Here is a 25,813-nt window from a genome sequence, read left to right as displayed (position 1 = left end):
AACAATTGAATACTCTTAAAACTCTTCTTCTCCGCGTCTCTGCGCCTCTGCGTGAGTTAAATTAATATTGTAAGCAGTAGCGATATTACTTACATCAAGTGCGATGTGGAAACCACTTTAACCAACCATCCCAATTTTGAACAATATCAGCAAATGCTTGATAACCTCCACTACGAGGATGTGCTTTATCATTCGCGTATGCTTCATCAAACCAAATAGTTGATTTTTTCAGAACCGGGAAAACATCAAGATAGGGAATATCTAATTCCCGACAAATCTTGGCAAAATAATTTGATAATTCGGCAATCCGAGTATTTTGTTCATTATCCAACATTGGTGATGGTCCAACCATTAAAACTGGATATAATTCTTTTGCTTCCTTCAAAATTTGCCGCACATTAAATATAGAATTTAACAGCGATACTCGCATTTTTCCATTGACAATAGCAGTATCATTTACCCCAAATGAAAATACAATTCTACCGTCATCATCAGATGGTAAGCGATGTAGAACTTCATTTCGCCAGCGCTGTTTCAGTTCTTGAGTTGTTTCACCTCGAACTCCTAAATTGTAATAAGTTAGGTCATAACCTTTTTTATTAGCATCGACGCAAACTCTACCAGTCCAACCAAGACATTCAGAGTCTCCAGTACCATTAACAAAAGACTCGCCAACAAAGCAAATTCTAACCGGAGGTAGATGGTCTGATTTCACTGTATTATGTATTTATGAGAACGTTAAGAAGCACATTCTAACCGATGAAACTCTAATTGCAAATTGCGATTGTAAGTTTTGAGACTTGAAAAATCATAAAATTATGTTAAGTAGAGTCAAAAAGTTAATCCTGCATTAAAGTTTATGGCACTCAAACTAAATAAATGCTTGATAAATGCTTGAAAATATCCGAAAACAAATAGGAGAGGCAGAAATTCCACCTCTCCTATACATGGTGATAAATAAACCAAAGTTAAAGTCAAACCTAATTGCTTAACCAGACTCAAATTTGCTCATCAAATCTACTAATTAAACTTAGTAGCGATAGCCACTAGTACCACCTTGGCTTGGTTTGTGAACAATAAAGCTAAGTACTTGACACTGCTTGATATTGTCAAAACCAACAACGCGGATGTAGCAATTACCATACTGAGAACGGCACTCTTGTACTTCACCAAGTACTTCTTGGGTGCTACGTGCGTTGAACAAAGGCAACTTCCACAATGTCCAATAAAATTCGGTTGGATCGGACTTTTCATTGAACTCAATAGCAGGAATATAACCTTGGTTCAAAATGTACTGAACTTGTTTTTGAATTTGAGCGTCAGAGAGAGGGGGAAGGTAAGAGAGAGTCTCAAAACGACGCTCTTTTGGTAAAGTTTGCATAGTTTAATGGTGTGATGGGTTGCAAATAATTGATTATTTGATAGTTTTTAGTTATTAGCTAGTTAGTATCGGTTAATTTAGTTATTAGTTATTAGTTATTGATTTCTGGCTTCTGCCTGTAACCATTATCTATTAACAATTACCCATTACCCATTACCCATTAGTAATTATCTATTAACTACCATCGTGTAATTCATTGTCCAATTCATTCTTAGAGCTTGGGTGAGACACGCTAAACTGCGTGATACGCTCAAAATGCTGCTTACGGTGTTCCATATTGGCTTGCTGAATCCCCATACGAACCATTTCGGGTAAAAATTCAGCAACTTCTTCGGCAATGTGTTCGCGAACAGTCATTATTCGCATCGCTAAATCTGGTTTTTCACAGAATAAGCTTTCGATAAACTTTTCCCCATCTTGAACCTTACCTGCGGAAAAGTTGTGCAACCAATGCTGTAAGGGAGGATTGGTTTCATCAAGCTGTAATAACACCGTTCGCAATGCCTGATATGTCAAGTAGCTTTGCAGCGTCTTTGCTGTATCTTTCGCAATTTGCTTTATATTCATGCCTGACCCCAGCTTTAGGAGTGATGAGTATGAGTGATGAGTTATGAGTTATGAATTATAAGTGTTAAGTTCTGAATCATGAAGTTAGCAAAAATACCAACTTCCAACCCTCAGCCCCTAAATCTCAACTCCTAACTCCTGTACAGACGACCCGGTGGGTCGTCTCTCAACTCCTAACCCTTCATCAGACGGTATCCATTGCCTCGAACTCGAACTTGATTTCTTTCCACAGTTCGCAAGCAACAGCAAGTTCAGGAGACCATTTACAAGCTTCGCGGATAATGTCGTTACCTTCGCGAGCCAGGTTGCGTCCTTCGTTACGTGCTTGGATACATGCTTCAAGAGCAACACGGTTTGCGGTTGCACCAGGTGCATTACCCCAAGGGTGTCCCAATGTACCACCACCGAATTGGAGTACGGAGTCATCGCCGAAGATTTCAACGAGTGCGGGCATGTGCCATACGTGGATACCACCGGAAGCAACTGCCATCACACCGGGCATGGAAGCCCAGTCTTGGGTAAAGTAGATACCACGAGACTTGTCTTGCTCTACGTAGTTTTCGCGCAATAGGTCAACGAAGCCCATTGTAATACCGCGTTCACCTTCGAGTTTACCAACAACGGTTCCGGTGTGGATGTGGTCTCCACCAGACATACGTAGGGTTTTAGCCAATACACGGAAGTGAATACCGTGGTTCTTTTGGCGGTCGATTACTGCGTGCATTGCTCGGTGAATGTGCAGCAAAATACCGTTGTCACGACACCAATGAGACAGGGTGGTGTTAGCGGTAAAACCTGCTGTCAAATAGTCATGCATGACGATGGGCATTTTGAGTTCTTTGGCGAACTCAGCCCGTTTCATCATTTCTTCGCAGGTAGGAGCGGTGACATTCAGGTAGTGACCTTTGATTTCGCCTGTTTCTGCTTGTGCTTTGTGGATTGCATCAGCTACAAACAAGAAGCGATCGCGCCAACGTTGGAAAGGCTGGGAGTTAATGTTTTCGTCGTCTTTGGTGAAGTCCAAACCACCACGCAAACACTCGTATACAGCACGTCCATAGTTTTTAGCAGATAGACCTAATTTGGGTTTAATTGTACAACCCAACAAAGGACGACCATACTTGTTTAATTTGTCACGCTCTACTTGGATACCGTGGGGAGGACCTTGGAAGGTCTTCAGGTATGCAACAGGGATACGTAAGTCTTCCAAACGCAATGCACGTAACGCTTTAAAACCAAATACGTTACCTACAATCGAGGTCAACATGTTAGTTACAGAGCCTTCCTCGAACAAGTCGAGAGGATAAGCTATGTAAGCAATGTATTGATTATCTTCACCAGCAACTGGCTCGATATCATAGCAACGACCTTTGTAGCGGTCTAGGTCGGTAAGCAAGTCAGTCCATACGGTAGTCCAAGTACCTGTGGAAGACTCAGCCGCAACAGCAGCACCAGCCTCTTCGGGTGGTACTCCTGGTTGGGGAGTCATCCGGAATGCTGCAAGAATATCTGTATCTTTAGGTGTGTAATCTGGGGTGTAATAAGTAAGTCTGTAATCTTTGACCCCTGCTTGATACCCTGTTTTAGCCTGGGTCTTCGTTTGAGCGTAAGACATATTTCCCTTCCAACAAGATGTCACTTATCGACTATCAACGCGATCGCAATTCGCACAATACGCAATTTCACTCTCTATCAAGCATTATTACTATCTAAGCCCTGTACTTAAGTAATTAACATAAGTACATGATTTTTTTATTCTTTTCTGCTATGTAAATAGAGCCTCTCTATCTTTTGCCCAACATCCAACTAAATCGTCTCGAACTTATTAACCGCTTTGTTCAAAGAAGCAGGTTTTACATATCTTCTCTTTGTTATACTCTTTTGACTCAAGGAACGCGAACTAGCTGAAAGTCTTTTCGGCTCTCGGTTGCGATTCTACTTGACTTTCATCTGGGCACAAACATAGACAAAAATTTCTCTGAAGGAGATTTAGGTGAACGAACGGCGAAAGACAAAAATTGCACATTGCGTAAATTGTGATTCGTTAATCACTATACCAATAATAGGATAAGTTAATCTTTGAATATTCTTAACATTCTTATTTAATTTTGTTATTCCATTTTTATTTAAACTTTTTGTAACAAATCTTTTACAAAGGGCTTGATTTGTGATTTTGGGAATAGGGAATTAAAAGAGTGGTAAAGTGTTCTGTATTTAAATCATATAATCTAAATTATTATAATTATTGTGGAGTAGGCATCCCTGCCTGCCCTAATATATAATTTAGGCGCTTTTTAGCTTAATTACCTTAAAAGACCGATAGAACTACGGAGAGCATAATTAGTTCGTATAATTAGTTTGCAATATTGCCCATTAACCAATTTAGTCAAAAAAAATACCCATAAAGTATTGAAAATTCCAAATTTTGGGAACACTGATAATAATCCTGAGCTTTTCGCAAAGGCGATGGGGAGTGTCTCCAAAGGAAACTTAACAGTGGTATTTTTTCGTAAGCCGACTAGTTTATTAATTACATCTGCCTTAACAGGGTTGATAGTTTTGTCTGGGGCAAATAGGGTGACATTTGCTCAAAGCACTCTAGATATCGATCCATCCGAATTAACTCCAGCTTATCCGGCTTCTGCACCTCCTCCAGGAAAAGGAGAAGGGAACGATGATAGAAGGCAGGAAATTGACTACCGAGTTAACGCTTTACAAAGGGATTTTACGGGTAATCTCTGGGTTGGTGCGTGGCGAGGATTATCGCGAATTGACCCAAATACAGGTAAAATTTTAGCGAGAGTAAGTTTACCCAATACTGCAATTGGCGCGATCGCACAAGATAAGGTTGGGCGTTTGTGGGTAGGAACTTACGAAGGCTTGAAGCGAGTAGATTTACGTACAAGTGAAATCACCGCTCAGAATTTATTTTTACCTTCCAAGCGCGTCCTGTCATTATTAGTAGATAAACGTGGTTACTTGTGGACGGGGACTGATAACGGTTTGGCGTTGGTTAGTCCCGACCAAGGTTTAATTATGACCACAGTTAAAAATTTACCTGGTGTTAGTGCGAATGCGATGACATTGGATGCAGAAGGACAACTTTGGGTAGGAACCCTCGATGGTTTGGTACGGGTAAACTCAGCCAATGCCTTGATACTAAAAAAAATTCAGAATTTACCAGGGGGAACAGTACAAACCCTGGCAATTAGCCCCCAAGGATTAATCTGGGCTGGGATGCCAAATAATTTACTCGTGATTAATCCCAAAAATGGTATGGTGTTGCGTTCTGTAACAAGATTGCGCGGTAAAAATGTCACATCAATTCGCTTTGCCAAGGATGGTAGTGTTTGGGTGGGTACAAATAGTGGTTTAATGCGTTTAAATCCGAGTACGGGAGCGCTTTTAGACCAAGTTGCAGGCTTACCATCAAGCCGAGTTTTGGCACTAGAACCCGATACAGGAAACAAATTGTGGGTTGGAACTAGTGAGGGTTTAGCTTGGTTGATGCCAAAAATGCCCAAAGCAAAAACCCATGTGGCATTCAGTCGGGAAGTAAAATAGAGTTAGAAGTTAATAGTTAGGAGTTAGGAGTTAGAAGTTATACTGCAAACGGCTTAAAATTTGACTAATATAGAACCCCTCTCCAACCTCTCCCCTTACTAAGGGGAGAGACTTAATAAATATTAGGTTTGGCAGATAAAAAGTATAATCCTTAAGCGTTTTTAGTATAATAATTCCCAACTCAAAACTCATAATTCCTAACTCAAAACTTATAATTCCTAACTTTGCCGATTATGCCTGTCACCATTCAGCAACTAATTCAGTGGAAACAACAAGGTCGTTCGATTATATCTTTGACGGCATGGGATTATATAACTGCTCAAATCCTTGATGCTGCTGGTGTCGATTTGATCTTGGTTGGTGATTCAATGGCAGCAATACTTGGGTATGAAACGACACTACCAATTACATTAGATGAAATGATTTATCATGCCAAAGCAGTGCGACGTGGGGTAAACAGAGGATTAATAGTAGTAGATTTACCGTTTTTGACTTACCAAGAAAGTATTCAGCAAGCGATACATTCGGCTGGTCGGGTATTAAAAGAGACGGGGGCAAAAGCCGTAAAGTTGGAGGGTGGATATCCAACAATGGTGGAAACAGTTTCCCGTTTGGTGGAAGCTGGGATTCCGGTGATGGGGCATGTGGGATTAACACCGCAGTCAGTACATCAATTGGGATTGCGACAACAGGGGAAAACACAGGAAGCTGGAGAGAGAATTTTACACCAAGCGATCGCATTGGAAGAAGCAGGAGCATTTGCGATCGTTTTGGAACATATACCCGCAGATTTGGCTTTGCAAATTACCCAAAAATTAAGCATTCCCACAATTGGTATTGGTGCAGGGAAGGATTGCGACGGGCAAGTTTTGGTGACTTCAGATTTATTAGGACTAACCGAAAAACAACCACCTTTTGCCAAGGTTTACACTAATTTACGTCAGATAATAAATAGCGCAGTCCAGGAATTTAGCACGGAAGTCAGAGAAAAGAATTTTCCGTAATAAATCCGCAATAAATCCGCAATAAATTTGATTAAAATGTAAAGGCAAACTCCAACCCCAATTAACTTGGAGTGTTCCTATGGTTTTACAAATTAAACCAATCCCAAAAGAACCAATTGTTACCTGGGAAGCACTCCCAGCAGACTATGTTCTCCCCGATGATCCAGTGGAAAATATTCAACAACCCTCCCTTGCATCTGCCCTTACCAATGCTTTAGGTGCAGCAGAACGCATTCAACCACAAATGCTAATTGGTTCTAACTTTGGACTAGTTGCCACAGTCAACAAGAAAATTGTTGTCAAAGCACCAGACTGGTTTTATGTACCCCAAGTGCAACCTGTCGCAGCAGATATCATTCGTCGCAGCTATACCCCAAATTTAGAAGGTGCTTCTATTGCTGTAGTCATGGAATTTCTTTCAGATACCGAAGGTGGAGAGTTATCGGTACGTTCTACTCCTCCCTATGGGAAGCTTTATTTTTACGAAAATATTCTTAAGGTTCCGACTTACGTTACCTACGACGACTACGAACCAAGTATAGAAGTACGTTGCTTACAAAATACGGAATATACCAAAATCTCCGCAGATGAGCATGGACGCTATTGGATTCCCCAACTGGAATTATTTTTAGGAATTTGGCAAGGTGAAAGGTTATGTCAAACCCTAAACTGGTTGCGATGGTGGGATAAAGATGGAAATTTGCTGTTGTGGAGTAGCGAACAAGTCGAACAAGAAAAACAACGTGCTGAACAGGAGAAACAACGTGCTGATTTATTAGCCGCTAAATTACGGGAATTGGGTGTTGATCCCGACACTCTATCTTGAATCATCATGTTCTAGTGCAAACTCTACTGTGCTAGAACATTTATACTCAAGCACTCATCAAAATAGTAAAATGTAGTTTAATCACAAACTTATGTTATCGACCCGAATATAAAGACGCGTTTATTTCCCACATACTGAGTAATTTTATGACTTCTACTCCGGAAATATTATCGATATCAACACCAGCACCTTTCCCAGACCATACGCAGCTACCAGAGTCTGACGGCACATTTGTGAAGAATTTTCAAGAGCATCCCCAAAGTATTTTACTAACAGATTCAATTACTCCAGTATTGCAACATATTCATCCAACTGGAGACTATTGTATCGGTCAAGATAGTGGCATTTATTGGCGAATGATGGACCCACCAGAAAAAGGTGCAGAAGCTCCAGACTGGTTCTATGTAGGGAATGTACCGCCAGTTTTAAATAATCAAATGCGACGTTCCTATGTGTTGTGGCAAGAGTTGATTCCCCCACTTATTGTTTTAGAATTTGTTTCTGGTAATGGTGAAGAAGAAAGAGATAAAACTCCTTGGGTTGGTAAATTCTGGGTTTATGAACAAGTAATTAGACCTGCTTTTTACGGTATTTATGAAGTACAGCAAAGTCGAGTGGAAGTTTACCATTTAGTCGAAAATCGTTATGAATTAGTTACAGAAAATCAACGGGGACATTTTTCTATTCCTCCCCTTGGTGTGGAATTGGGTATTTGGCAAGGTCTGTATCAAAATGTAACCTTACCCTGGTTACGTTGGTGGGATGCAGATGGCAATTTGTTATTAACAGGTGATGAACGCGCTGAACAGGAAAAACAGCGTGCTGATTTACTAGCGGCTAAATTACGGGAATTGGGTATTGATCCCGATAATCTCTGTTGATAACAAATAATTCGTAATTAGAGGTAATATAGCACTTCCTGTTTGGATGCAATGTAATACGGTTCGGTTAAGGTTCTGGAGACGTTCCACCGGAACGTCTTTACAAGGGTTCTAGCCACATTTGTTGTCTTAACCGTAGCTTGCTTCTCTCTTCTGAGTACCGTATTGGGATGCAATGTAAATTGGATGCAATGTAAATAAGTGCAAAAATCAAGGGCAAACATCTGTTTACCCTTACGATGTTAACTTACTGCAAATATTACGAACTATTAATTACAAATTATGTGGTGTTTATTCAGTTGGTTTTGCTACATCGCCAACTTTGAATGTGGTGCCAGAAACGATTTTACCGATGCTGGATAATGCATCGACTTCCGTTAATTCAACTACACCAACTTGTTGAGTAATTTTACGGATGACTTTACCTGTTGCGGGGTCTTTGACTTCTCTGGTTACTCGTTCAATTGATAGTTTCATTCCTTGACGATAACCGCTAGAACTACCTTGATTAAAAATTACACTTTTACCGGAAATATCAGCAACTAAAGCTTCTTTTGTAGGTAATGATTTTGGGACTGCTGCAATTTGACTGGAATCAGAATTGATTTTTTTAGCTACTTGCTCAATCGCATCTGCGGTTGCAAGTGTGAGTAATTTAGATTCTTTATTTGAGTTACTATTAATACTAAATCCACGCACGCTGAGATTTCCATCACCACGTCCTGATTTACCTTTGCCTTCTGCGGTGGCAATAATTTCACCTGTGGTTGTATTTACCATGCGTACATTTAATTGTACGTTTGCAGCAGCTTTTTTACCTCCAGCACAAACCCCAAAAGCGCAGACTCCACCATTGTCACGTTCGATATTAAAACCAGTCACAGAACCAATGACGACAACATCAACTCCCAGAAGTTTACCAATTTGGGCAGCAGTACTTGTGTCAACTCTTCCCGATGCACCAAGATTTTGCTCTTTTAAAATTGCGTCTAATTTACTCCGTTCAATTACACTATATTTGCCACTATCTACTAACTTATTCACTAAAATATCGCTGACACCTTTTCCATCACCGCGAATATACCAATACCAAGACTCAACGTTAGCAACGGAACTATAATCAAAATCCAAAACAGCGATTCTAACTTTCTCTTTGGATGTTGATTTGAGATTTTTAAGTTTGACAGATGCAGTATTTTGAATATGTGTATTTACTAGTTTTTTATCTATGGCATTGACGCTATTAATATTTATCGTCCCCAAACCAAATATCAATCCAGTAGTGATAACAGGTAGATAGAAACGTCCTAAAGCCATAATATTTTTTGTAGGTTTTGTATTATTGGTAACTTTATACATCTGTATTACTCCTTTCACCATCAATTTAAGCAAATAGTATTGAATCCGATTCCTGTGCTTCTAAGTAACTCTGAGGAAACTAGATAACTCATCATATCTACTATTTTTCCAAAAACAAGTATTGTCACTACATATATCAGCAAATTTACGTAATCTTCATGGCGATATATGCTGGATATGCTGGGAAACGCCACTACAAGACATAAATTTTATTTTCTAACGATAGGTATTGACTGAATCTGATACTGAAGTTGGCACTCTGATTACGGTAGAAGCTTAGGGAACAGAAAATTATCAGAAAAAATAATTAAAAATATTGGTATGTGGGGGCAGGCAATAGTTTATATTTACCGAATGGGTGGCGATACGCCTTTGCGGTTAAGCTCTGCTTATCGCAGCCACTAGCTTCTTGATAGTGGAGGACGCAAAGCCGGAAAAGTAGACTTAGCAAGTAGCAAACGAAGTAATAACGGATAATAAAAATAATAAAAATTATCAAAAGTTATCAAAAGTTGTTGTCGTTCCTGCTGAATCGGAAGCATTTAAGTCTAAACTGAAGAGTCTTGCCCAAAAATTAACTCAAGCTTTAAACCTCAAGCTTTAAAATCAAGTAATCATGTCTAAGGTTCTCGTCTCCGATCCAATTGACCAGGCTGGGATTGATATCTTATCCCAAGTCGCTACAGTTGATGTAAAAACAAATTTAAAACCAGAAGAACTCATTAGTATCATTGGTGAATACGATGCGCTAATGATTCGTTCGGGTACTCGTGTTACTCAAGAAATAATTGAAGCTGGTACGAACTTAAAAATTATAGGTCGTGCTGGTGTTGGTGTTGATAACGTTCACGTTCCCACAGCAACTCGTCATGGGATTGTGGTTGTTAATTCACCAGAAGGTAATACGATCGCAGCAGCCGAACATGCGATCGCAATGATGCTAGCCTTATCTCGCCACATTCCCGATGCCAATGCTTCGGTAAAACGTGGTGAATGGGATCGCAAAACTTTTGTGGGTACGGAAGTTTATAAAAAAACCTTGGGTATCGTCGGTTTAGGTAAAATTGGCTCCCACGTTGCTGCTGTTGCTAAGGCAATGGGGATGAAGTTACTCGCTTTTGATCCCTTTATTTCTACCGAACGAGCCGAACAAATCGGTTGTCAACTTGTGGATATGGATTTATTGGCTCAACAAGCCGATTATATTACCCTCCACATCCCCAAAACACCGGAAACGACACACCTCATTAACGCTGAACTACTGGCGAAAATGAAACCGAATGCCCGCATTATTAACTGTGCCCGTGGCGGTATTATCGATGAAGATGCACTTGCTAATGCTCTCAAATCAGGGCAAATCATAGGTGCGGCAATCGACGTATTTGAATCCGAACCCCTGGGAGAGTCAAAATTACGGGACATCGGTAAGGAAATCATCCTCACACCCCACTTAGGTGCATCCACTGCCGAAGCTCAAGTTAATGTGGCAATCGACGTAGCCGAGCAAATTCGCGATGTATTATTAGGACTTCCCGCACGTTCTGCTGTCAATATCCCTGGACTTGGACCAGATGTACTAGAAGAACTCAAGCCTTATATGCAGCTTGCGGAAACCTTGGGTAAATTAGTCGGACAGCTTGCTGGTGGTCGAGTAGAATTACTCAATATCCGTCTTCAAGGTGAACTTGCGACTAACACAAGTCAACCGCTAGTCATTGCCAGTTTAAAAGGGTTATTACATCAAGCATTGCGCGAACGAGTTAATTACGTAAATGCCAGCATCGAAGCTAAAGAACGAGGTATTCGTGTGATTGAAACCCGCGATGCCTCGATTCGCGATTACAGTGGTTCATTGCATTTGGAAGCGACGGGGAATTTAGGAACCCATGCGGTAACTGGTGTACTATTAGGTGATAGTGAAATTCACCTGACTAATATTGATGGTTTCCCCATCAACGTTCCCCCCAGCCAGCACATGCTATTTACCCTACACCGCGATATGCCAGGGATTATTGGCAAATTAGGTTCCCTTTTGGGTAGCTTTAATGTCAACATTGCTAGTATGCAGGTGGGTCGTAAAATCGTCCGTGGCGATGCGGTAATGACACTCAGTCTTGATGACCCTTTACCCGATGGTATTTTAGCTGAAATTATTAAAGTACCCGGTATTCGAGATGCGTATACGGTAACACTTTAAATATACTAAAAACGACTAAAAAATAAACTTCTGTCATACTGACGAAGGAAGTATCTCAGAGTTTTTTACTTCATTTAAAAGTAAAGCTCTAATCAATTTTTAGTATAGTTAGGAGTGATGAGTTAAGAATTAAAGTGTTGGATTTCTCATTCTTCATTCCCAATTCTTAATTTATAACTTTCAACTCCTAACTTTCAAATCTTAATTCCTAACTTCCAACTCCTAACTCTTAACTTTATTTTTGTGTCTAATACCTGGTGGGAATTACAGATTTTTTGCGAGACTGAACTGGAAGAATCGGTTTTTTGGCGGTTAGAAAATTTTGGCTGCCAGGGAAGCGCTAGCGAGCGGAAAGGTGATTCTAGTGTCGTTAAAGCTTATTTGCCGCAAATTAAAGTCCATTTACTCGATTTAGCAGCATTATCTTTGTGGCTGCGACAGGATGCTCTTTGCTTCGGAATCGTTGAACCTGAATTGCAGTGGAATTTAATTGATGAGCAAGACTGGGCAAGCAGTTGGAAACAATATTGGCATCCCCAAGAAATAGGCGATCGCTTTTTAATCAATCCAGCATGGCTACCACCACCAGAAAACTCAGACCGTTTGCTAATTAAGCTTGACCCTGGTGTTGCTTTTGGCACAGGGAATCATGCAACAACACAACTTTGCTTAGAAGCGTTAGAAATGCGTTTCAGTGATTATAATTCATTTTTTCAAAGCGGTAATACTAAAGAAGATAATGCGGTAATTGCGGATATTGGTTGTGGGTCTGGTATCCTTTGCGTCGGTTCTATTTTACTTGGTGCAAAGAAAGCCTATGGTGTGGATACTGACCCTTTGGCAGTAAAAGCGACTATGGAAAACCGTATTCTGAATGGGATAGCAGCCGAGCGGATAATTGCTGGAGAGGGAAGCGTTGAAGCTTTAGTAAAAATGCTCGAACAGCCAGTGGATGGCATTGTTTGTAATATTTTAGCCGATGTAATTATTAGTTTAGTGCCGCAAATAAGCGCGATCGCAAAGCCTTCGACTTGGGGTATCTTTAGCGGAGTTTTGGTAGAACAATCTAAATCTGTTGCCGATGCTTTAGAAAAACATGGTTGGATAGTCGCAACGCTCTGGAAACGCAAAGAATGGTGTTGTTTAAATGTACGGCGTTCTTAGGATTTTTGGATTTTGCGAAAAAGTGCTAATTACAGCACATCAACCCTATCATTTATGAGTGAGGGCGGGAAAACCCCACCCCTACATCAATTTGGGTAAGATAATTTATTTTTGCTCTACCCTAATTCTAAATATATGTAAATTGAAGTTAAAGCTTAGTTTCCAAATGTCGTACTAAATCTGGAGCTTGCATAACACCCTCAATTTTATCTACGGGTTGACCCTGTTTAAATAAAACCAATGTTGGTAATGCATAAATTTGATATTGGGTTGCTAACTGCGGGTATTTTTCAGTATCAATTTTGGCAACCTGCATCCGACCTTGGAGTTGAGCATTGACCTGCTCTAAAACCTGACTCATAATCTTACAAGGTCCGCACCAATCAGCATAAAAATCCACCAGCACGGGCACATCAGAATTAGCAAGCATTTCTTCAAAACTGTTAAATTGCTTTTTCGTAGCCATATAGCACCGATTAATCTATGGTTATAGTTCGTCTTTAATCTTAGTTGGGGAAAAGGGGAAAAGGACAAAGGAAAAGAGAAATTTTTAATTCGTAACTTGTAATTTCCATACCAAATACCCAATGCCCATTAACCTGTAATATAAATTTGCGTGTTAATTAAAAATTGTGAGGAGTCTTCAATGGAACTGCTACCAGAAAACTTGCAAACATTACGGGGTCAAGTTGCGATTGTAACAGGTGCGTCGAGAGGGATTGGACGCGCGATCGCACTGGAATTATCCAAGCAGGGTGCGACTATCGTTGTTAATTATGCTGCTTCTAGTGGTGCTGCAGATGCAGTAGTTGATACCATTACCCAAGCAGGAGGAATTGCGATCGCGCTTCAAGCTGATGTCTCTAAAGCCGACCAAGTTGACGCACTATTTAGTGCGGTTATGGAAAAATTTAGTCGCGTTGATATTTTAGTTAACAATGCTGGTATAACTCGCGATGCATTGCTACTCAGAATGAAACCAGAAGACTGGCAAGCCGTGATAGACCTCAACCTCACTGGTGTATTTCTTTGCACTCGCGCAGTTAGTAAAATCATGCTCAAACAGCGCTCTGGTCGGATTATTAGCATTACCTCCGTTGCTGGGCAAATGGGTAATCCTGGACAAGCAAACTACAGCGCAGCTAAAGCTGGGGTAATTGGTTTTACAAAAACCGTAGCCAAGGAACTAGCTTCCCGTGGTATCACAGTAAATGCTGTTGCTCCTGGCTTCATAGCGACCGACATGACCAGCGAACTCGGCAACACCGCAGAAATCTTAAAATTCATTCCCCTAGCCCGTTTTGGTCAACCGGAAGATATTGCGGGAATGGTACGATTTTTAGCAGCCGATCCAGCCGCAGCTTATATTACCGGGCAAGTATTTAACGTCGATGGTGGCATGGTAATGGCTTAGGAAGGAGAAATGGGGGACAAGGGGGAATCTCAACGGTAAGATGAAAGTTCGTGAAGTGATTAAACTAATAGAGGCAGATGATTGGTATCTTGCGAGAACTAGGGGAAGCCATCGTCAATATAAGCACAATGCAAAATCGGGTTTGGTAACAGTTCCAGGAAAATTATCTGATTATTTAGCACCAGGAACTTTAAATAGTATTTTGAAACAAGCTCAGTTAAAAGGGGACATACAAAGTAGCGAAGAAACACTACCAACAGAAGAGAAAAAAGAAGAGGAGAATAACTAATGCGTTATGCAATAGTAATCGAACAAGCAGCAAACAACTATTCAGCTTACGTGCCAGATTTACCTGGATGTGTCGCGACTGGTACAACTATTCAAGAAGTTAACCAACAAATTAAAGAAGCGATCGCTTTTCATTTGGATGGATTACGGGAAGAAGGGTTGCCAATTCCCGAATCAACTACTTTGTGCGAATATGTGGAAGCCTCATGAATAATGTTGGTTGCCAATTGGTTAGTACCAGATTCAAATACATCAAAAGAATTATTATCGATTTAGAAGATACTTCAAAATTTAGATCGAGTGTTCGCTTCCAATAACCGAAATTGAACCTATTTATCAAAGAGAAAGTAGTACGATCGCAGTTCAATTATGCGATCGCACCTCACAAAATTAACCCTATTCTCCCTCCTTTACCGTCACCCGATCTTTTTCTGGAATTGTCATCCGTAAGGCACGAATTCGCTGCCAAACAGTAAACGCCAACAGCAGAATAATGACAATAGCTGTCACCAGTATCTGCACTGAAGTCAAACGCTGGAAGTACATTGCCACCAAATTAGAAACCAATGCGATCGCCCACAAAGTTATTGCCGCATGTCGCTGGGATAAACCCCATGCCAGCAAACGATGGTGCAAATGGTCTTTTCCGGGGGTATTCATCGGATTTTTACCTGCCATCAACCTCCTTACCACAACTTGGGTAGTGTCGAGTACAGGCAGCAAGAGAAACAAAACTGGGGGCACTAATGCAAAAATTGTCGATGCTTGAAGTTTGCCTAAAATCGCCGTAGCAGCAAGCACATAACCAAAGAAGTACGCACCCGCATCCCCCATAATAATCCGTGAGGGGTAAAAATTGTGGCGCAGAAAGCCGAGTGCCCCACCTGCCAAAGCAGCTAACACAAGTGTTGCGGCAGCACGGTTAAATGATTGGGCAGATACAGCAAGTAAGCTCATTGAGGTAATAAATCCTACCCCTCCCACTAAGCCATCCATCCCATCCATTAAATTAATGGCGTTGGTGATTCCGACTACCCACAACACCGTCACTAAAACTGAGAGGGTTGAGTCAATAGGGGTTCCAATTGTCACCTCGATGTTAATCTTGTTAGCCACAAGTAACAAGGCGGTCAGGACTTGGACAAGTAGTCTTACTGAGGAGGGTAAGCCAAATTGGTCATCAATAAAACCAATTAATACGAGTATTGAGCCTCCCAGTAAAATAGTTAAAACTTGAATTAATACACTTTGAACTTCAATTGGTCGTAACCAGCTAGCCAATACCATTGCAGCGATTACGCCAGTGTAAATAGCTAACCCTCCTGCATTTGGTAAAGGTTCACGGTTTAGTCGTCGAGCGTTGGGTTGGTCAGCCCAACCAACACGTAGAGCAAATTTTCTAACTGTGGGAATTAAACGCCATGTAACCAGCCAAGCTAATAAAAAGGTAAACACTACCGCTAACCAGCCGGAACCGCTAGGTTTGGCAATTCCGAGAGATTGAAGAAATCCTTGTATATCCATCTCCCGACTCAATAACTACTGTGGTTTTCCGCGAGCTTCAAATGTATATTAATCATTTTTTTTCAATTTATCTGTATCTGAGCGAATTTTAGGCTAAACAATAAGCTGGCAGAAGCCGATGCCGATGCCGACAAAATACCAAATTATTCAAAGGTTTTAAACCTTCTTCAGGGTTAATCCACAAAGATGCGATAAGCTGACCGCATTAAGCTCCGCTTATCGCGTAGCGGTTCTTCTAGAACATCAGACAGATAAGCTAACTATAAAATCCACAATCCAAAATTAATTTGACGGTATTTACGAATTAGCACTCCTCGCCGTTGAGTGCTAAATTGTCTATTGTATAGAGTTAAAAACGAAAATATGGCAAAGATTGTAGCATTTAAGGAAGAATCTCGGCGTGCCCTCGAACGGGGGATTAATGCTCTGGCGGATGCTGTGAAAATTACGTTGGGTCCCAAAGGTCGTAATGTACTTTTAGAAAAGAAATTTGGTTCTCCTCAGATTGTCAATGACGGGATTACCGTAGCTAAGGAAATTGAATTGGAAGACCCCCTAGAAAATACTGGGGCGCGATTGATGCAAGAAGTAGCTTCTAAAACCAAAGACGTTGCTGGTGATGGTACCACAACTGCGACGGTTTTGGCACAGGCAATGATTAAAGAAGGTTTACGAAATGTTGCTGCTGGTAGCAATCCGATTGCAGTTAAACGCGGGATGGATAAAACCATTGAGGCTTTAGTAGCGGAAATTGCTAAAATTGCCAAACCAGTCGAAGGTAGTGCGATCGCGCAAGTTGCTACGGTTTCTGCTGGGAATGATGAAGAAGTCGGGGCAATGCTTGCCGAAGCGATGGAAAAGGTGACTAAAGATGGTGTGATCACCGTTGAAGAATCCAAATCTCTTTTTACCGAACTCGAAGTTGTGGAAGGGATGCAAATCGACCGAGGTTATATTTCTCCCTACTTCATCACCAACAACGAACGGATGACGGTTGAGTTTGAAAATGCTCGCATCCTGATTACCGACAAGAAAATCAGCAGCATTCAAGATTTAGTTCCGGTTCTCGAAAAAGTTGCCCGTTTAGGTCAGCCGTTACTAATTATCTCTGAAGATGTTGAAGGGGAAGCACTAGCGACTCTGGTTGTGAATAAAGCTCGTGGCGTTTTAAATGTAGCTGCAATCAAAGCTCCTGGTTTTGGCGAACGTCGTAAAGCAATGCTCCAAGATATCGCTGTGTTAACCCAAGGACAATTAATTTCCGAGGAAATTGGTTTGAACTTGGAAACCGCAACTTTGGAAATGTTGGGTACTGCTCGTAAAATCGAAATCGATAAGGAAAGTACTATCATTGTTGCTGCTGGCGAAAATCAGGAAGAGGTGCAAAAGCGCATCGTTCAAATTCGCAAGCAACTTGAAGAAACTGATTCCGATTACGATCAAGAAAAATTACAAGAACGCATCGCTAAATTGGCTGGTGGTGTGGCTGTAATTAAAGTTGGTGCGGCAACCGAAACCGAACTGAAAGACCGGAAATTACGGATTGAAGACGCACTCAACGCGACTAAAGCCGCAGTTGAAGAAGGTATTGTTCCTGGTGGTGGTGCAACCTTAATCTACTTATCGACAAAAGTTGATGATATCAAGAAAAATTTCACCGAAGACGAAAAAATCGGCGCTGATATCATCGCTCGCAGTCTCGAAGCACCCCTACGTCAAATGGCTGATAATGCTGGTGTTGAGGGTATGGTGGTAGTTTCCCGCGTTCGCGAAACCGGTTTAAATATTGGTTATAACGCGGCTACAGGGGAATACGAAGACTTAATTGTTGCTGGTATTATCGATCCTGCAAAAGTAGTGCGTTCTGCCCTCCAAAATGCTGGTTCGATTGCTGGTATGGTTCTGACTACCGAAGCTGTCATCGTTGAAAAGCCTGAGAAAAAACCTGCTGGTGGTGCCCCTGATATGGGCGGCATGGGCGGCATGGGTGGCATGGGTGGCATGGGTGGCATGGGTGGCATGGGCGGTATGGGAATGGGTGGTATGGGCGGCATGGGCATGATGTAGTATCAAGCTGAACACATAGCCCTTAGTGAGGGAGCTTAATGCTTCCGGTACATGGCAAAAACATGCGATAAGCGGAGCTTAATGCCTCTGGCATATCGCGTTTAGTTATTTGTAAATTTTTATAAAGCAGTTTGTTCAAGTACGACAAACTGCTTTTTTATCTAATTTTTGATAATACTGCTGATTTTCCGCAAATATTTCGTAAATATTGACTTTACTGGCAACACTGATACAAATAGGGAAGGTGGTGCTAGTTTTATAATTTAGTGCTATAAATCTTAATTTGTAAACCTAAAATTGTAAATCCCAAATCAGTACAAGGCTGGTAATATAATATGGCTGTATTTTTAACTAAGTCTGCCAGATTACAGATTGAGTATTTTAATTAATTCAATCCTATAATTAAATTGCCAAATTCTCTGTCTAAAATTTAAAATTGGGCAAAATATTTAATATAAATCACAAATGAACATATTATGTAAATTGCATGAAAAGAAAACATCGCCGTCCTCAAACACATTTTCTAACTGTAGAGAAAACAGATGATAACGAATTTTATCATCAACCTGGTGAACTACCAGGGACAATCAATGTTCGAGCTAATTCGCCACTTCCGCAAATCCGTTTAATAGATTATAACGAATTAGATTATGTCGATAAAAGTAATATTTCTGCCGATGAATGTGAGGATTTTTTGGATACACATTCAGTTTCTTGGGTTGATGTTCAAGGTTTAGGTAGCCTAGAGACTTTACAGACTTTAGGTAATGTATTTAAGCTACATCATTTAGTTCTAGAAGATATAGTTAACATGTCAGAACGTCCCAAAATAGAAGAATATGAGGAACAGCTAGTAATCATTGCCCGTATGGTTGTACCTAAAGATTTCACTTGCGGTTTTTATAGTGAGCAAGTGAGTTTTGTACTAGGAGAACATTACTTACTGACAGTTCAAGAAGAACCTGAATATGATTGTTTTGAACCTGTACGTCATCGAATTAAAAACAGTAAAGGAGTAATTCGTAAACGCGGTGCTGATTATTTGGCTTATGCACTTTTAGATGCAGTCATTGATGGTTTTTTTCCTGTTTTGGAAAAATATGGCGAGCGGATAGAGGAATTAGAAGAAGAAGTAATTGCGAAGCCGACTCGCGAAACTCTCAGGAATATATATCAAGTTCGACGTGAATTATTGCAGTTAAGACGTGCAATTTGGCCCCAGCGCGATGCTATAAATTCATTGATTAGAGATAGTAGCGATTTAATTAGTGAGGAGGTTCGGTTTCATTTGCGGGATTGTTATGACCACACCGTGCAAGTGATGGATATGGTTGAAACTTACCGAGAACTAGGAGCTGGTTTAATGGATGTTTACATGTCAGCAGTAAGCAATAAAATGAACGAAATTATGAAACTGCTCACAGTTATTTCTGCCATTTTTATTCCTCTAACTTTTATTGCAGGTGTTTATGGAATGAACTTTAATACGGAGAAATCACCGCATAATATGCCAGAGTTGAATTGGTATTGGGGGTATCCCCTGTGCTTGGCAGTGATGGGAACCATAGCTCTAACTTTGCTGTTCATTTTTTGGCGATACGGTTGGTTAGAAAATCCTTCTTCAATTAAAAAGATGAAGTAAGTTGTTCATTGTTAATTGTTAAATATCACCAATTATCGATTACCTATAATAACTTACAAAATAAATTATTCGTGAGGAGTTAAAAACTTAAAAATATGCGAGCAGGTGACAATAACTTACTAATTTTAACCTTCTATATCATCGGTATATCTTATACAATCAATCGCATGATTGAGTCCATCGATGACAAAATCAATTTTTCCTACAATAAGGCATCAGTTGATGAGCAACTCAAAGAGCAGAATATATTTGATGATGTAGGAATTAACTTTAAGCTAGCTCCCACACACGGATTAGAAGACTTAAAAGAAGTATTAATGTTTGTAGAGAATAAGTCTAAAAATCTTGCAGTTTATGTTGATTGGGATAATAGTTCCATAGTAATTAAACATAATAAGCAATCGATGCGAGTGATTCGGAAATCTCCTGATATCACCCGTGACTTAGCTGTGCCCCAAAGCCCCGGTTTGGTAGCACCAGAAAAAACACTTACGACAACAATTACTTCCGAAAATACATTTGAGCGTGACAAAGAAAGCGGAGTTTATAACACTAAAAAGCCAATTGTTGATATCAAAGGCTTAGAAAAAAATCCCGTCAAAGCTAATCGAATTTTATACAAAAAATTCATGAATGAAGAAGTAACCTTAGAATTTTCGTTGCAACTTGTACTGAGATTGTCAGAAGTACGTGTTGGACTTAGCCCTGGTGTAAATAAACCACCTATGTGTATTGTTAATTGTCCCTTCACTATCAAAAAACTACCTTGGACCTACGCTTTGCCTTGGAACAAAAGAAGATAATTAAAAGTTGGAGTCTAAATGCCATCTAAAGATTAAACTAGATAGTGGGAGAGAGTAGGTGTAGGTGGTTGCAGATAAGTCGTAAATGACAAGTTTGAGGAAAGTCCGGGCTTCTGAAAGACCAAACCTGCTGGATAACGTCCAGTGTGAGCGATCGCGAGGATAGTGCCACAGAAAGATACCGCCAAAGTAAAGTTAGGAGTTAGGAGTTAAATGTTAGGAATTAATAACTCATAACTAATAATTCATAACTTATAACGTAGTTTGGTAAGGGTGCAAAGGTGCGGTAAGAGCGCACCAGCAGCATCGAGAGGTGCTGGCTCGGTAAACCCCGGTTGGAAGCAAGGTAATGGAACTATGGTTGGTCTTTTACCAGTTCCGCAAATTGAGCCGCTAGAGGTGTTCTGGTAACAGGCATCCCAGATAGATAACCGCCATTGTTTTGTAAAGTGTTACTTGTAACGTTTTACAGGCAATAACAGAACCCGGCTTATGTCCGACTCTCTCCTTATATTTTTTATTGGCTAGGGAACACCAACAAATAAATTGTCCCAATATATAAGGGGGATACCCTTCGGGTAAGCGCAAAGCGCAGGCTTCGCCAACGCCACTTTGGCGAAGAGAAGTTGCGTGCGCGGGTTCCCCGCGTTGAGCAAACTTCGGGGACGGAAGCCGACACCGCCAAGTGGACTCACCCAGCCCCTACGAATGATACGATTGATAATTATATAATCGGGGTATTTTATTTTCTGGAAGTCCTTTAGAAAGTGATTGGGTTATTTATCCTTTGTTTTGACTTGTTTTGACTAATTAATTAAAACACTCATGCCCAATTCCCAATTCCCAATTCCCAATTCTCAATTCTCAATGCCCAATTCCCAATAAATAATAATGTCTCTTGCGTACCCACGCCGTCAGCGTCAGCTTGAAAATTTGGTCAAAAAATTTGGTCTCCCATTAGAAGCACCCATTAAGTGGGATTTGCTGGATATGGCGTTGACCCATCCAACAGTATCAGAATCGGCAAATTACGAGCAACTGGAGTTTGTTGGTGATGCAGTTGTGCGCTTGGTTGCTGCTGTTGTGTTGTGGGATAATTATTATGAATGTTCAGTGGGTGATTTTGCGGCGATTCGTTCGGTTTTAGTGAGCGATCGCATTCTCGCACAACTCGCCCGTTCCTATGGTTTAGAACTATATTTACTTGTCGCTGGTAGTGCAACCACCGATCAAGTTGGTCAAGAATCACGATTCGCAGATTCATTTGAAGCGGTACTTGGTGCCCTTTATCTCAGTACCAACAATCTTGACCTCATTCGTCCTTGGCTTGACCCCCATTTCAACGAACTTGCAGCCGAAATTCGCCTCGATCCAGCCCGACTTAACTATAAAGCCGCACTTCAAGAATGGACGCAGGGACAGTATAAAGTATTACCAGAATACCGAGTTATCGAAATTCAGCAAGCGCAACACAACGAAGACCGTTTTAATGCAGAAGTCTGGTTGCACGGCAAAAAACTCGGTCAAGGCAAAGGACGCTCAATCAAAACTGCCGAACAAGCCGCAGCAAAAGTTGCATTTTTAGGGTTGCCGCCTCAGCAATAATACTGAGCCAAATTTAGAATATGTTAGTTAATAATCAATAAGGTTGTTAATGGGTATTGGGTATAACTAATAACTAATAACTACTAATTATTAACTATTAACTACTAACTAATGACCAAAAAAATTAATATAGCCGTAATTGGAGTTGGACGTTGGGGAGTCCACTGGTTAAGGGTTGTATCAGAACATTCGCAGGTAAATTTAGCCGCAGTAGTAGAACCTAATCGAGAACGCTTGGAAGTTGTCAAAAGGCAATATAAACTAAGCGATGATGTTTTGCTAACAACTGAATGGCAAGCATTACAAAATTTGCCTGAACTTGATGGAGTCATAATTGCAACTCCCGCAGCAACCCATTACTCATTGATTGCTGATGCATTGCACTGGGGATTGCATGTTCTTGCTGAAAAACCTCTGACTATTGATCCTAGGAAATGCCGAGAATTATGCGATTTAGCAGAACAGCAACAGCGTATCCTCATGGTGGATCACACTTATTTGTTTCATCCCGTAGTGGAAAGGGGTAAAATCATTATCGAGTCGGGGGAGTTAGGTAATTTACGCTACGGATATGCGACTCGTACTCACCTAGGACCAGTTCGTCAAGATGTTGATGCACTTTGGGATTTAGCAATTCACGATATTGCAATTTTTAATACATGGATTGGGGAATCTCCAGTGAAAGTGCAGGCGACGGGTAAAACTTGGTTGCAAGGGGTATCCGATTTAGTTTGGGCTACACTTACTTATCCCAGTGGATTTGAAGCATATATTCATTTGTGCTGGTTAAATAATGATAAGCAGCGACGGCTGGGTGTAGTTGGGAGCCAGGGAAGCTTGATTTTTGATGAAATGTTGGTTAATGCTCCATTGACCCTATTGAAAGGAGAATTTGAGGTACAGGGAAATAGCTATATTCCCATTAATCAAAGTCAGCAAGTATTGGAATTAGAAAAAGCTGAACCCTTGAAGAAAGTTTTTCAGTGCTTTCTTGAATGTGTGGAAGCAAATACTTCTCCTGTTATTTCATCAGGGAGGGTAGGTACTGAGCTAGTGCAAATTCTCACAGCTTTGAGTGAATCTTTAAATCAAGGTGGAATCTCAGTTGTAGTTTTGTAGCGACTGTCTTGAAAGTCAAGCGATCGCACTGCGAACTGATGCAGGGATATCTTTTTAGTGGTGCTGTATCTGCGGAAGAAGAGACTCGATTATTAAAGCACTATAAATTAATAGCAAATTTTGTTTAGTTGCTTAATCTAATTGGGTTTATTAGTAGAACAAAAAATATTTATGTTGGGTTACGGCACATTATGTATTATTCGTTATTCTCAAATATTTGCATGTGCCTAACCCAACCTACGTAATATTACTGAATCTAATTAAAAATACTCAACTCTGGCATCGAAACCGCGATCGCGCAGTTGTTCGCTGAGTCTTTGGGCATCGGAACGTTCTACAAATGCACCTGCGTTGACGTAATCACCTCTGCGGGATTGTGCTGAAAATGCCTGGGGAAGTAACTGACGGACACGGTTAAGGGTGTCGTTAGCGGAGATGGGAACAACGACTATATAACGGTTTTCAGCAGTAGGTTTTTGGACATTGGGAGGAGTCGTGTTGTTGGAAAAGCCTAATGCTTGCCAAGTACGGAAATCGACAAAACCTGTCATGGGTAATCCCGATGCACGCTGGAATTGCGCTACTGCATCCCTGGTGGATGGTCCATAAAATCCATCTGCGTTACCTCCGTATACTCTCCATTGCTGCAAACGCTGTTGTAGAACAATTACGCGCTGGCTACGTTCTCCCACACAAAGTTCTCCTTGGGCAACAGAACAACCATCTGTAGGGTTGTTGGGATTATTGGGGTTATTTGGATTGGAAGCGAGAGCTTGAGTAATTCTATTTAAAGTTTGCGAGTCAGCAATCCCATTGGGAATAATTCCATTTTGGCTTTGGAATCTAGTTACTGCATTGCGGGTTGCAGGTCCGAAATTTCCGTTAGGTGTTGTATTAAAGAAACCTAAGCGCTGCAAATTTTGTTGCAACTGTTGTACTAATGGACCTCTGTCACCGAAATTTAAAGCATTTGGTAAGCTATCTCCACCAAAGCCGTTATTCCCAGGATTGGGATTGATTAGAGCTACAATTGTGTTCTGGGTTCTGCTACCAACGGTTCCATCGGCTGTAATCCCATTCCGACGTTGAAATAAAATTACTGCTTGCTGGGTTTGGGGTCCAAAAGTGCCATTAACTGGACCGTTAAAATAACCCAAGCGTAGTAAATTTCGCTGGAGATTGCTTACAGCGACACCTCGACTACCAAGCTTGAGAACACCGCTTGTATTGTTAACTGGATTACGGGCTATAGGACGATTTGTACCCCTTGCATTACATTGCGATCGCAGTAATCTTTGTGTTTGAGGACCGACAGAACCAATTGCAGGTAGTCGATTTGCTCTTTGGTATCTAGCAACAGCATCTTGAGTACGTGGTCCGTAGTTGCCTGTTACTGGTCCTGAGAAGTAACCTAAGCGTTTTAAGCATTGTTGAATATTACTTACTTCAGCACCTCCAGTTCCTGGTTTTGCTGCTAAAGTTTGTCCCGCAATGCTAACAATAGATAGTGACAAAGCTACGGGTAAAAAATGCATCACCGCGCATAAGGACAACTTCTTCCAACTCCAGAACGCTAAACCAACCCGCTCAGAAACAGTCTCAGTGCTTGTGGATACGTCGTTGTCGGCTGAAGTCATATGAAGATAAGCTGTGTTTTCCATAGTTTTATCAAGCAAGTTTTGGTTAGATAAATTCCCTGTCGTGTGAGAAGTTGATGGCAAGAACTTTCTCAGGAGAATAGAGAGGTTCTGTTGAGAAAAGTTCTAATATTAAAGTATTTCCTCGCTATAGGTATTTCTAGCGAGATACCTGATTTAAAGGACTAAACCTAAAGGATTAAACCATCCGAAAAAGAGTAAGAGTAATCCAAGAAATAAATGATCCAACTGTTGATCCTGAGTCGCTATGTAATAGACAGAGATGCTTCATTGCGCTTCGCTCCATTCAGCATGACAATTGGGCACTTTTTTACTTGGAACACTCTAAGTTGGGGTTCGTAATGTCTGCACTTAATGATTAGAATCACGTCCGTGTAGTTGTTTTCCGGTAACAATTAAAATTTTGTTTGCAGGAAAATCACTCGTAATCAAAATAACATTACAGGATGCTAAAGTCCCTGCGATATGCCGTAGGCATTAAGTTCGCGAAACTTTGCTGTGGGATGTATCCCCCAGTCAGATTTTGCCGCTTATCGCAAAGTGTGAACGGTTGATTTATCGCTCTTGTTCTCCTGCATCCTATTTTCTAAAAGAAAACAACTACAACGCAATATACCACCGACTTTAGTCAAATGCGTCACTTTATTGCCGATTATTGAAAGATATTTACTGTGTATTTGCTGGTCTCTATAATTTTATATTCTAAGTGATTTCGCTAGTTCTTTTAGTAATTTTAACTATAAATTTATA

The 25,813-nt window shown here is 40.7% G+C and carries 22 protein-coding genes and 1 other RNA gene; 15 read left to right on the top strand and 8 right to left on the bottom strand.

The features are described 5' to 3' along the window. Nucleotides 1–94 precede the first annotated feature (94 nt). The 4 genes from CK510_RS01000 to CK510_RS00985 all read right to left on the bottom strand — a co-directional run bounded on the left by CK510_RS01000 (nucleotide 95) and on the right by CK510_RS00985 (nucleotide 3,563). Nucleotides 95–715: a GDSL-type esterase/lipase family protein gene (locus CK510_RS01000; protein ID WP_095719903.1), complete on the bottom strand. Its 621-nt coding sequence runs from the start codon at nucleotides 713–715 to the stop codon at nucleotides 95–97. Between the two features lie 315 nt (nucleotides 716–1,030). Further along, nucleotides 1,031–1,381 carry a ribulose bisphosphate carboxylase small subunit gene (locus CK510_RS00995; RefSeq protein ID WP_095719902.1) on the bottom strand — a complete coding sequence of 117 codons (351 nt, stop codon included), beginning with the start codon at nucleotides 1,379–1,381 and terminating at the stop codon, nucleotides 1,031–1,033. A gap of 174 nt (nucleotides 1,382–1,555) precedes the next feature. Further along, complete coding sequence (rcbX, locus tag CK510_RS00990) at nucleotides 1,556–1,948, bottom strand: RuBisCO chaperone RbcX (protein ID WP_095719901.1); 393 nt, start codon at nucleotides 1,946–1,948, stop codon at nucleotides 1,556–1,558. A gap of 184 nt (nucleotides 1,949–2,132) precedes the next feature. After that, nucleotides 2,133–3,563: a form I ribulose bisphosphate carboxylase large subunit gene (locus CK510_RS00985; protein ID WP_095719900.1), complete on the bottom strand. Its 1,431-nt coding sequence runs from the start codon at nucleotides 3,561–3,563 to the stop codon at nucleotides 2,133–2,135. An 851-nt stretch (nucleotides 3,564–4,414) separates the two neighbouring features. Between CK510_RS00985 and CK510_RS00980 the strand changes: the two genes are divergently transcribed. The 4 genes from CK510_RS00980 to CK510_RS00965 all read left to right on the top strand — a co-directional run bounded on the left by CK510_RS00980 (nucleotide 4,415) and on the right by CK510_RS00965 (nucleotide 8,223). Next, nucleotides 4,415–5,512 (top strand): ligand-binding sensor domain-containing protein, encoded by a 1,098-nt coding sequence (locus CK510_RS00980; protein ID WP_095719921.1) that lies wholly within the window; start codon nucleotides 4,415–4,417, stop codon nucleotides 5,510–5,512. A gap of 233 nt (nucleotides 5,513–5,745) precedes the next feature. Further along, nucleotides 5,746–6,516, top strand: coding sequence for a 3-methyl-2-oxobutanoate hydroxymethyltransferase (gene panB, locus CK510_RS00975; protein WP_095719899.1), 771 nt, complete (start codon nucleotides 5,746–5,748; stop codon nucleotides 6,514–6,516). A gap of 79 nt (nucleotides 6,517–6,595) precedes the next feature. Then, nucleotides 6,596–7,342 carry a Uma2 family endonuclease gene (locus tag CK510_RS00970; RefSeq protein ID WP_095719898.1) on the top strand — a complete coding sequence of 249 codons (747 nt, stop codon included), beginning with the start codon at nucleotides 6,596–6,598 and terminating at the stop codon, nucleotides 7,340–7,342. Between the two features lie 146 nt (nucleotides 7,343–7,488). Next, nucleotides 7,489–8,223, top strand: a complete 735-nt coding sequence (locus tag CK510_RS00965; protein WP_095719897.1) for a Uma2 family endonuclease — start codon at nucleotides 7,489–7,491, stop codon at nucleotides 8,221–8,223. 291 nt (nucleotides 8,224–8,514) lie between these two features. On the opposite strand, the gene CK510_RS00960 is transcribed toward CK510_RS00965, so the two are convergent. After that, nucleotides 8,515–9,582, bottom strand: a complete 1,068-nt coding sequence (locus CK510_RS00960) for a CsgG/HfaB family protein (protein ID WP_245911795.1) — start codon at nucleotides 9,580–9,582, stop codon at nucleotides 8,515–8,517. A 616-nt stretch (nucleotides 9,583–10,198) separates the two neighbouring features. Here CK510_RS00960 and serA point away from each other — a divergent pair. Continuing rightward, nucleotides 10,199–11,779 (top strand): phosphoglycerate dehydrogenase, encoded by a 1,581-nt coding sequence (gene serA, locus CK510_RS00955; RefSeq protein WP_095719896.1) that lies wholly within the window; start codon nucleotides 10,199–10,201, stop codon nucleotides 11,777–11,779. A gap of 243 nt (nucleotides 11,780–12,022) precedes the next feature. Then, entirely contained in the window at nucleotides 12,023–12,943 is a 921-nt protein-coding gene (gene prmA, locus CK510_RS00950; protein WP_095719895.1) for a 50S ribosomal protein L11 methyltransferase, read from the top strand. 148 nt (nucleotides 12,944–13,091) lie between these two features. Here the strand turns inward: prmA and trxA are convergent, their stop codons facing one another. Beyond that, nucleotides 13,092–13,409 carry a thioredoxin gene (gene trxA, locus CK510_RS00945; protein WP_095719894.1) on the bottom strand — a complete coding sequence of 106 codons (318 nt, stop codon included), beginning with the start codon at nucleotides 13,407–13,409 and terminating at the stop codon, nucleotides 13,092–13,094. A gap of 180 nt (nucleotides 13,410–13,589) precedes the next feature. Here trxA and fabG point away from each other — a divergent pair, with 180 nt between their 5' ends. The 3 genes from fabG to CK510_RS00930 are packed head-to-tail and all read left to right on the top strand — an operon-like array spanning nucleotide 13,590 to nucleotide 14,855. Continuing rightward, nucleotides 13,590–14,357, top strand: a complete 768-nt coding sequence (fabG, locus tag CK510_RS00940; protein WP_095719893.1) for a 3-oxoacyl-[acyl-carrier-protein] reductase — start codon at nucleotides 13,590–13,592, stop codon at nucleotides 14,355–14,357. A 40-nt stretch (nucleotides 14,358–14,397) separates the two neighbouring features. Next, complete coding sequence (locus tag CK510_RS00935; protein WP_095719892.1) at nucleotides 14,398–14,646, top strand: type II toxin-antitoxin system HicA family toxin; 249 nt, start codon at nucleotides 14,398–14,400, stop codon at nucleotides 14,644–14,646. Beyond that, nucleotides 14,646–14,855, top strand: coding sequence for a type II toxin-antitoxin system HicB family antitoxin (locus tag CK510_RS00930; protein ID WP_095719891.1), 210 nt, complete (start codon nucleotides 14,646–14,648; stop codon nucleotides 14,853–14,855). Before CK510_RS00935 ends, CK510_RS00930 begins: the two co-directional genes overlap by 1 nt. Before the next feature lie 186 nt (nucleotides 14,856–15,041). Here the strand turns inward: CK510_RS00930 and CK510_RS00925 are convergent, their stop codons facing one another. Continuing rightward, nucleotides 15,042–16,169, bottom strand: coding sequence for an MraY family glycosyltransferase (locus CK510_RS00925; protein WP_095719890.1), 1,128 nt, complete (start codon nucleotides 16,167–16,169; stop codon nucleotides 15,042–15,044). A 363-nt stretch (nucleotides 16,170–16,532) separates the two neighbouring features. On the opposite strand from CK510_RS00925, the gene groL reads away from it, so the two are divergent. The 6 genes from groL to CK510_RS00895 all read left to right on the top strand — a co-directional run bounded on the left by groL (nucleotide 16,533) and on the right by CK510_RS00895 (nucleotide 23,405). Beyond that, nucleotides 16,533–18,236 carry a chaperonin GroEL gene (gene groL / locus CK510_RS00920; protein ID WP_095719889.1) on the top strand — a complete coding sequence of 568 codons (1,704 nt, stop codon included), beginning with the start codon at nucleotides 16,533–16,535 and terminating at the stop codon, nucleotides 18,234–18,236. A 487-nt stretch (nucleotides 18,237–18,723) separates the two neighbouring features. Next, nucleotides 18,724–19,878, top strand: coding sequence for a magnesium/cobalt transporter CorA (gene corA / locus CK510_RS00915; protein ID WP_095719888.1), 1,155 nt, complete (start codon nucleotides 18,724–18,726; stop codon nucleotides 19,876–19,878). A gap of 95 nt (nucleotides 19,879–19,973) precedes the next feature. Continuing rightward, entirely contained in the window at nucleotides 19,974–20,681 is a 708-nt protein-coding gene (locus CK510_RS00910) for a hypothetical protein (RefSeq protein WP_095719887.1), read from the top strand. A gap of 51 nt (nucleotides 20,682–20,732) precedes the next feature. After that, nucleotides 20,733–21,189: RNase P RNA component class A (rnpB, locus tag CK510_RS00905), an RNA gene on the top strand. 383 nt (nucleotides 21,190–21,572) lie between these two features. Then, complete coding sequence (gene rnc / locus CK510_RS00900) at nucleotides 21,573–22,286, top strand: ribonuclease III (protein WP_095719886.1); 714 nt, start codon at nucleotides 21,573–21,575, stop codon at nucleotides 22,284–22,286. Between the two features lie 111 nt (nucleotides 22,287–22,397). Next, the gene (locus CK510_RS00895) at nucleotides 22,398–23,405 is read left to right on the top strand and encodes a Gfo/Idh/MocA family protein (protein ID WP_095719885.1); all 1,008 of its coding nucleotides are present in this window, start codon (nucleotides 22,398–22,400) and stop codon (nucleotides 23,403–23,405) included. A gap of 260 nt (nucleotides 23,406–23,665) precedes the next feature. Here the strand turns inward: CK510_RS00895 and CK510_RS00890 are convergent, their stop codons facing one another. Then, nucleotides 23,666–25,066: a peptidoglycan-binding domain-containing protein gene (locus CK510_RS00890; RefSeq protein ID WP_095719884.1), complete on the bottom strand. Its 1,401-nt coding sequence runs from the start codon at nucleotides 25,064–25,066 to the stop codon at nucleotides 23,666–23,668. Between the last annotated feature and the right edge of the window lie 747 nt (nucleotides 25,067–25,813).

The organism is Brunnivagina elsteri CCALA 953 (genome assembly GCF_002289455.1).
Taxonomy (GTDB): domain Bacteria; phylum Cyanobacteriota; class Cyanobacteriia; order Cyanobacteriales; family Nostocaceae; genus Brunnivagina; species Brunnivagina elsteri.
The sequence above is the reverse complement of the archived record's forward strand: the minus strand, read 5'-3'. Positions and strand labels throughout refer to the sequence as shown.

Excerpts from the sequence above, each read along its gene's own strand:
- groL (WP_095719889.1), top strand. The coding sequence starts at position 16,533 with ATGGCAAAGATTGTAGCATTTAAGGAAGAATCTCGGCGTGCCCTCGAA.
- serA (WP_095719896.1), top strand. The coding sequence starts at position 10,199 with ATGTCTAAGGTTCTCGTCTCCGATCCAATTGACCAGGCTGGGATTGAT.
- fabG (WP_095719893.1), top strand. The coding sequence starts at position 13,590 with ATGGAACTGCTACCAGAAAACTTGCAAACATTACGGGGTCAAGTTGCG.
- trxA (WP_095719894.1), bottom strand. The coding sequence starts at position 13,409 with ATGGCTACGAAAAAGCAATTTAACAGTTTTGAAGAAATGCTTGCTAAT.
- CK510_RS00935 (WP_095719892.1), top strand. The coding sequence starts at position 14,398 with ATGAAAGTTCGTGAAGTGATTAAACTAATAGAGGCAGATGATTGGTAT.
- CK510_RS00890 (WP_095719884.1), bottom strand. The coding sequence starts at position 25,066 with ATGGAAAACACAGCTTATCTTCATATGACTTCAGCCGACAACGACGTA.
- rcbX (WP_095719901.1), bottom strand. The coding sequence starts at position 1,948 with ATGAATATAAAGCAAATTGCGAAAGATACAGCAAAGACGCTGCAAAGC.
- panB (WP_095719899.1), top strand. The coding sequence starts at position 5,746 with ATGCCTGTCACCATTCAGCAACTAATTCAGTGGAAACAACAAGGTCGT.
- CK510_RS00925 (WP_095719890.1), bottom strand. The coding sequence starts at position 16,169 with ATGGATATACAAGGATTTCTTCAATCTCTCGGAATTGCCAAACCTAGC.
- CK510_RS00965 (WP_095719897.1), top strand. The coding sequence starts at position 7,489 with ATGACTTCTACTCCGGAAATATTATCGATATCAACACCAGCACCTTTC.
- corA (WP_095719888.1), top strand. The coding sequence starts at position 18,724 with ATGAAAAGAAAACATCGCCGTCCTCAAACACATTTTCTAACTGTAGAG.
- CK510_RS00985 (WP_095719900.1), bottom strand. The coding sequence starts at position 3,563 with ATGTCTTACGCTCAAACGAAGACCCAGGCTAAAACAGGGTATCAAGCA.
- CK510_RS00910 (WP_095719887.1), top strand. The coding sequence starts at position 19,974 with ATGCGAGCAGGTGACAATAACTTACTAATTTTAACCTTCTATATCATC.
- CK510_RS00980 (WP_095719921.1), top strand. The coding sequence starts at position 4,415 with ATGGGGAGTGTCTCCAAAGGAAACTTAACAGTGGTATTTTTTCGTAAG.
- rnc (WP_095719886.1), top strand. The coding sequence starts at position 21,573 with ATGTCTCTTGCGTACCCACGCCGTCAGCGTCAGCTTGAAAATTTGGTC.
- CK510_RS00930 (WP_095719891.1), top strand. The coding sequence starts at position 14,646 with ATGCGTTATGCAATAGTAATCGAACAAGCAGCAAACAACTATTCAGCT.
- CK510_RS00960 (WP_245911795.1), bottom strand. The coding sequence starts at position 9,582 with ATGTATAAAGTTACCAATAATACAAAACCTACAAAAAATATTATGGCT.
- CK510_RS00895 (WP_095719885.1), top strand. The coding sequence starts at position 22,398 with ATGACCAAAAAAATTAATATAGCCGTAATTGGAGTTGGACGTTGGGGA.
- CK510_RS00970 (WP_095719898.1), top strand. The coding sequence starts at position 6,596 with ATGGTTTTACAAATTAAACCAATCCCAAAAGAACCAATTGTTACCTGG.
- CK510_RS00995 (WP_095719902.1), bottom strand. The coding sequence starts at position 1,381 with ATGCAAACTTTACCAAAAGAGCGTCGTTTTGAGACTCTCTCTTACCTT.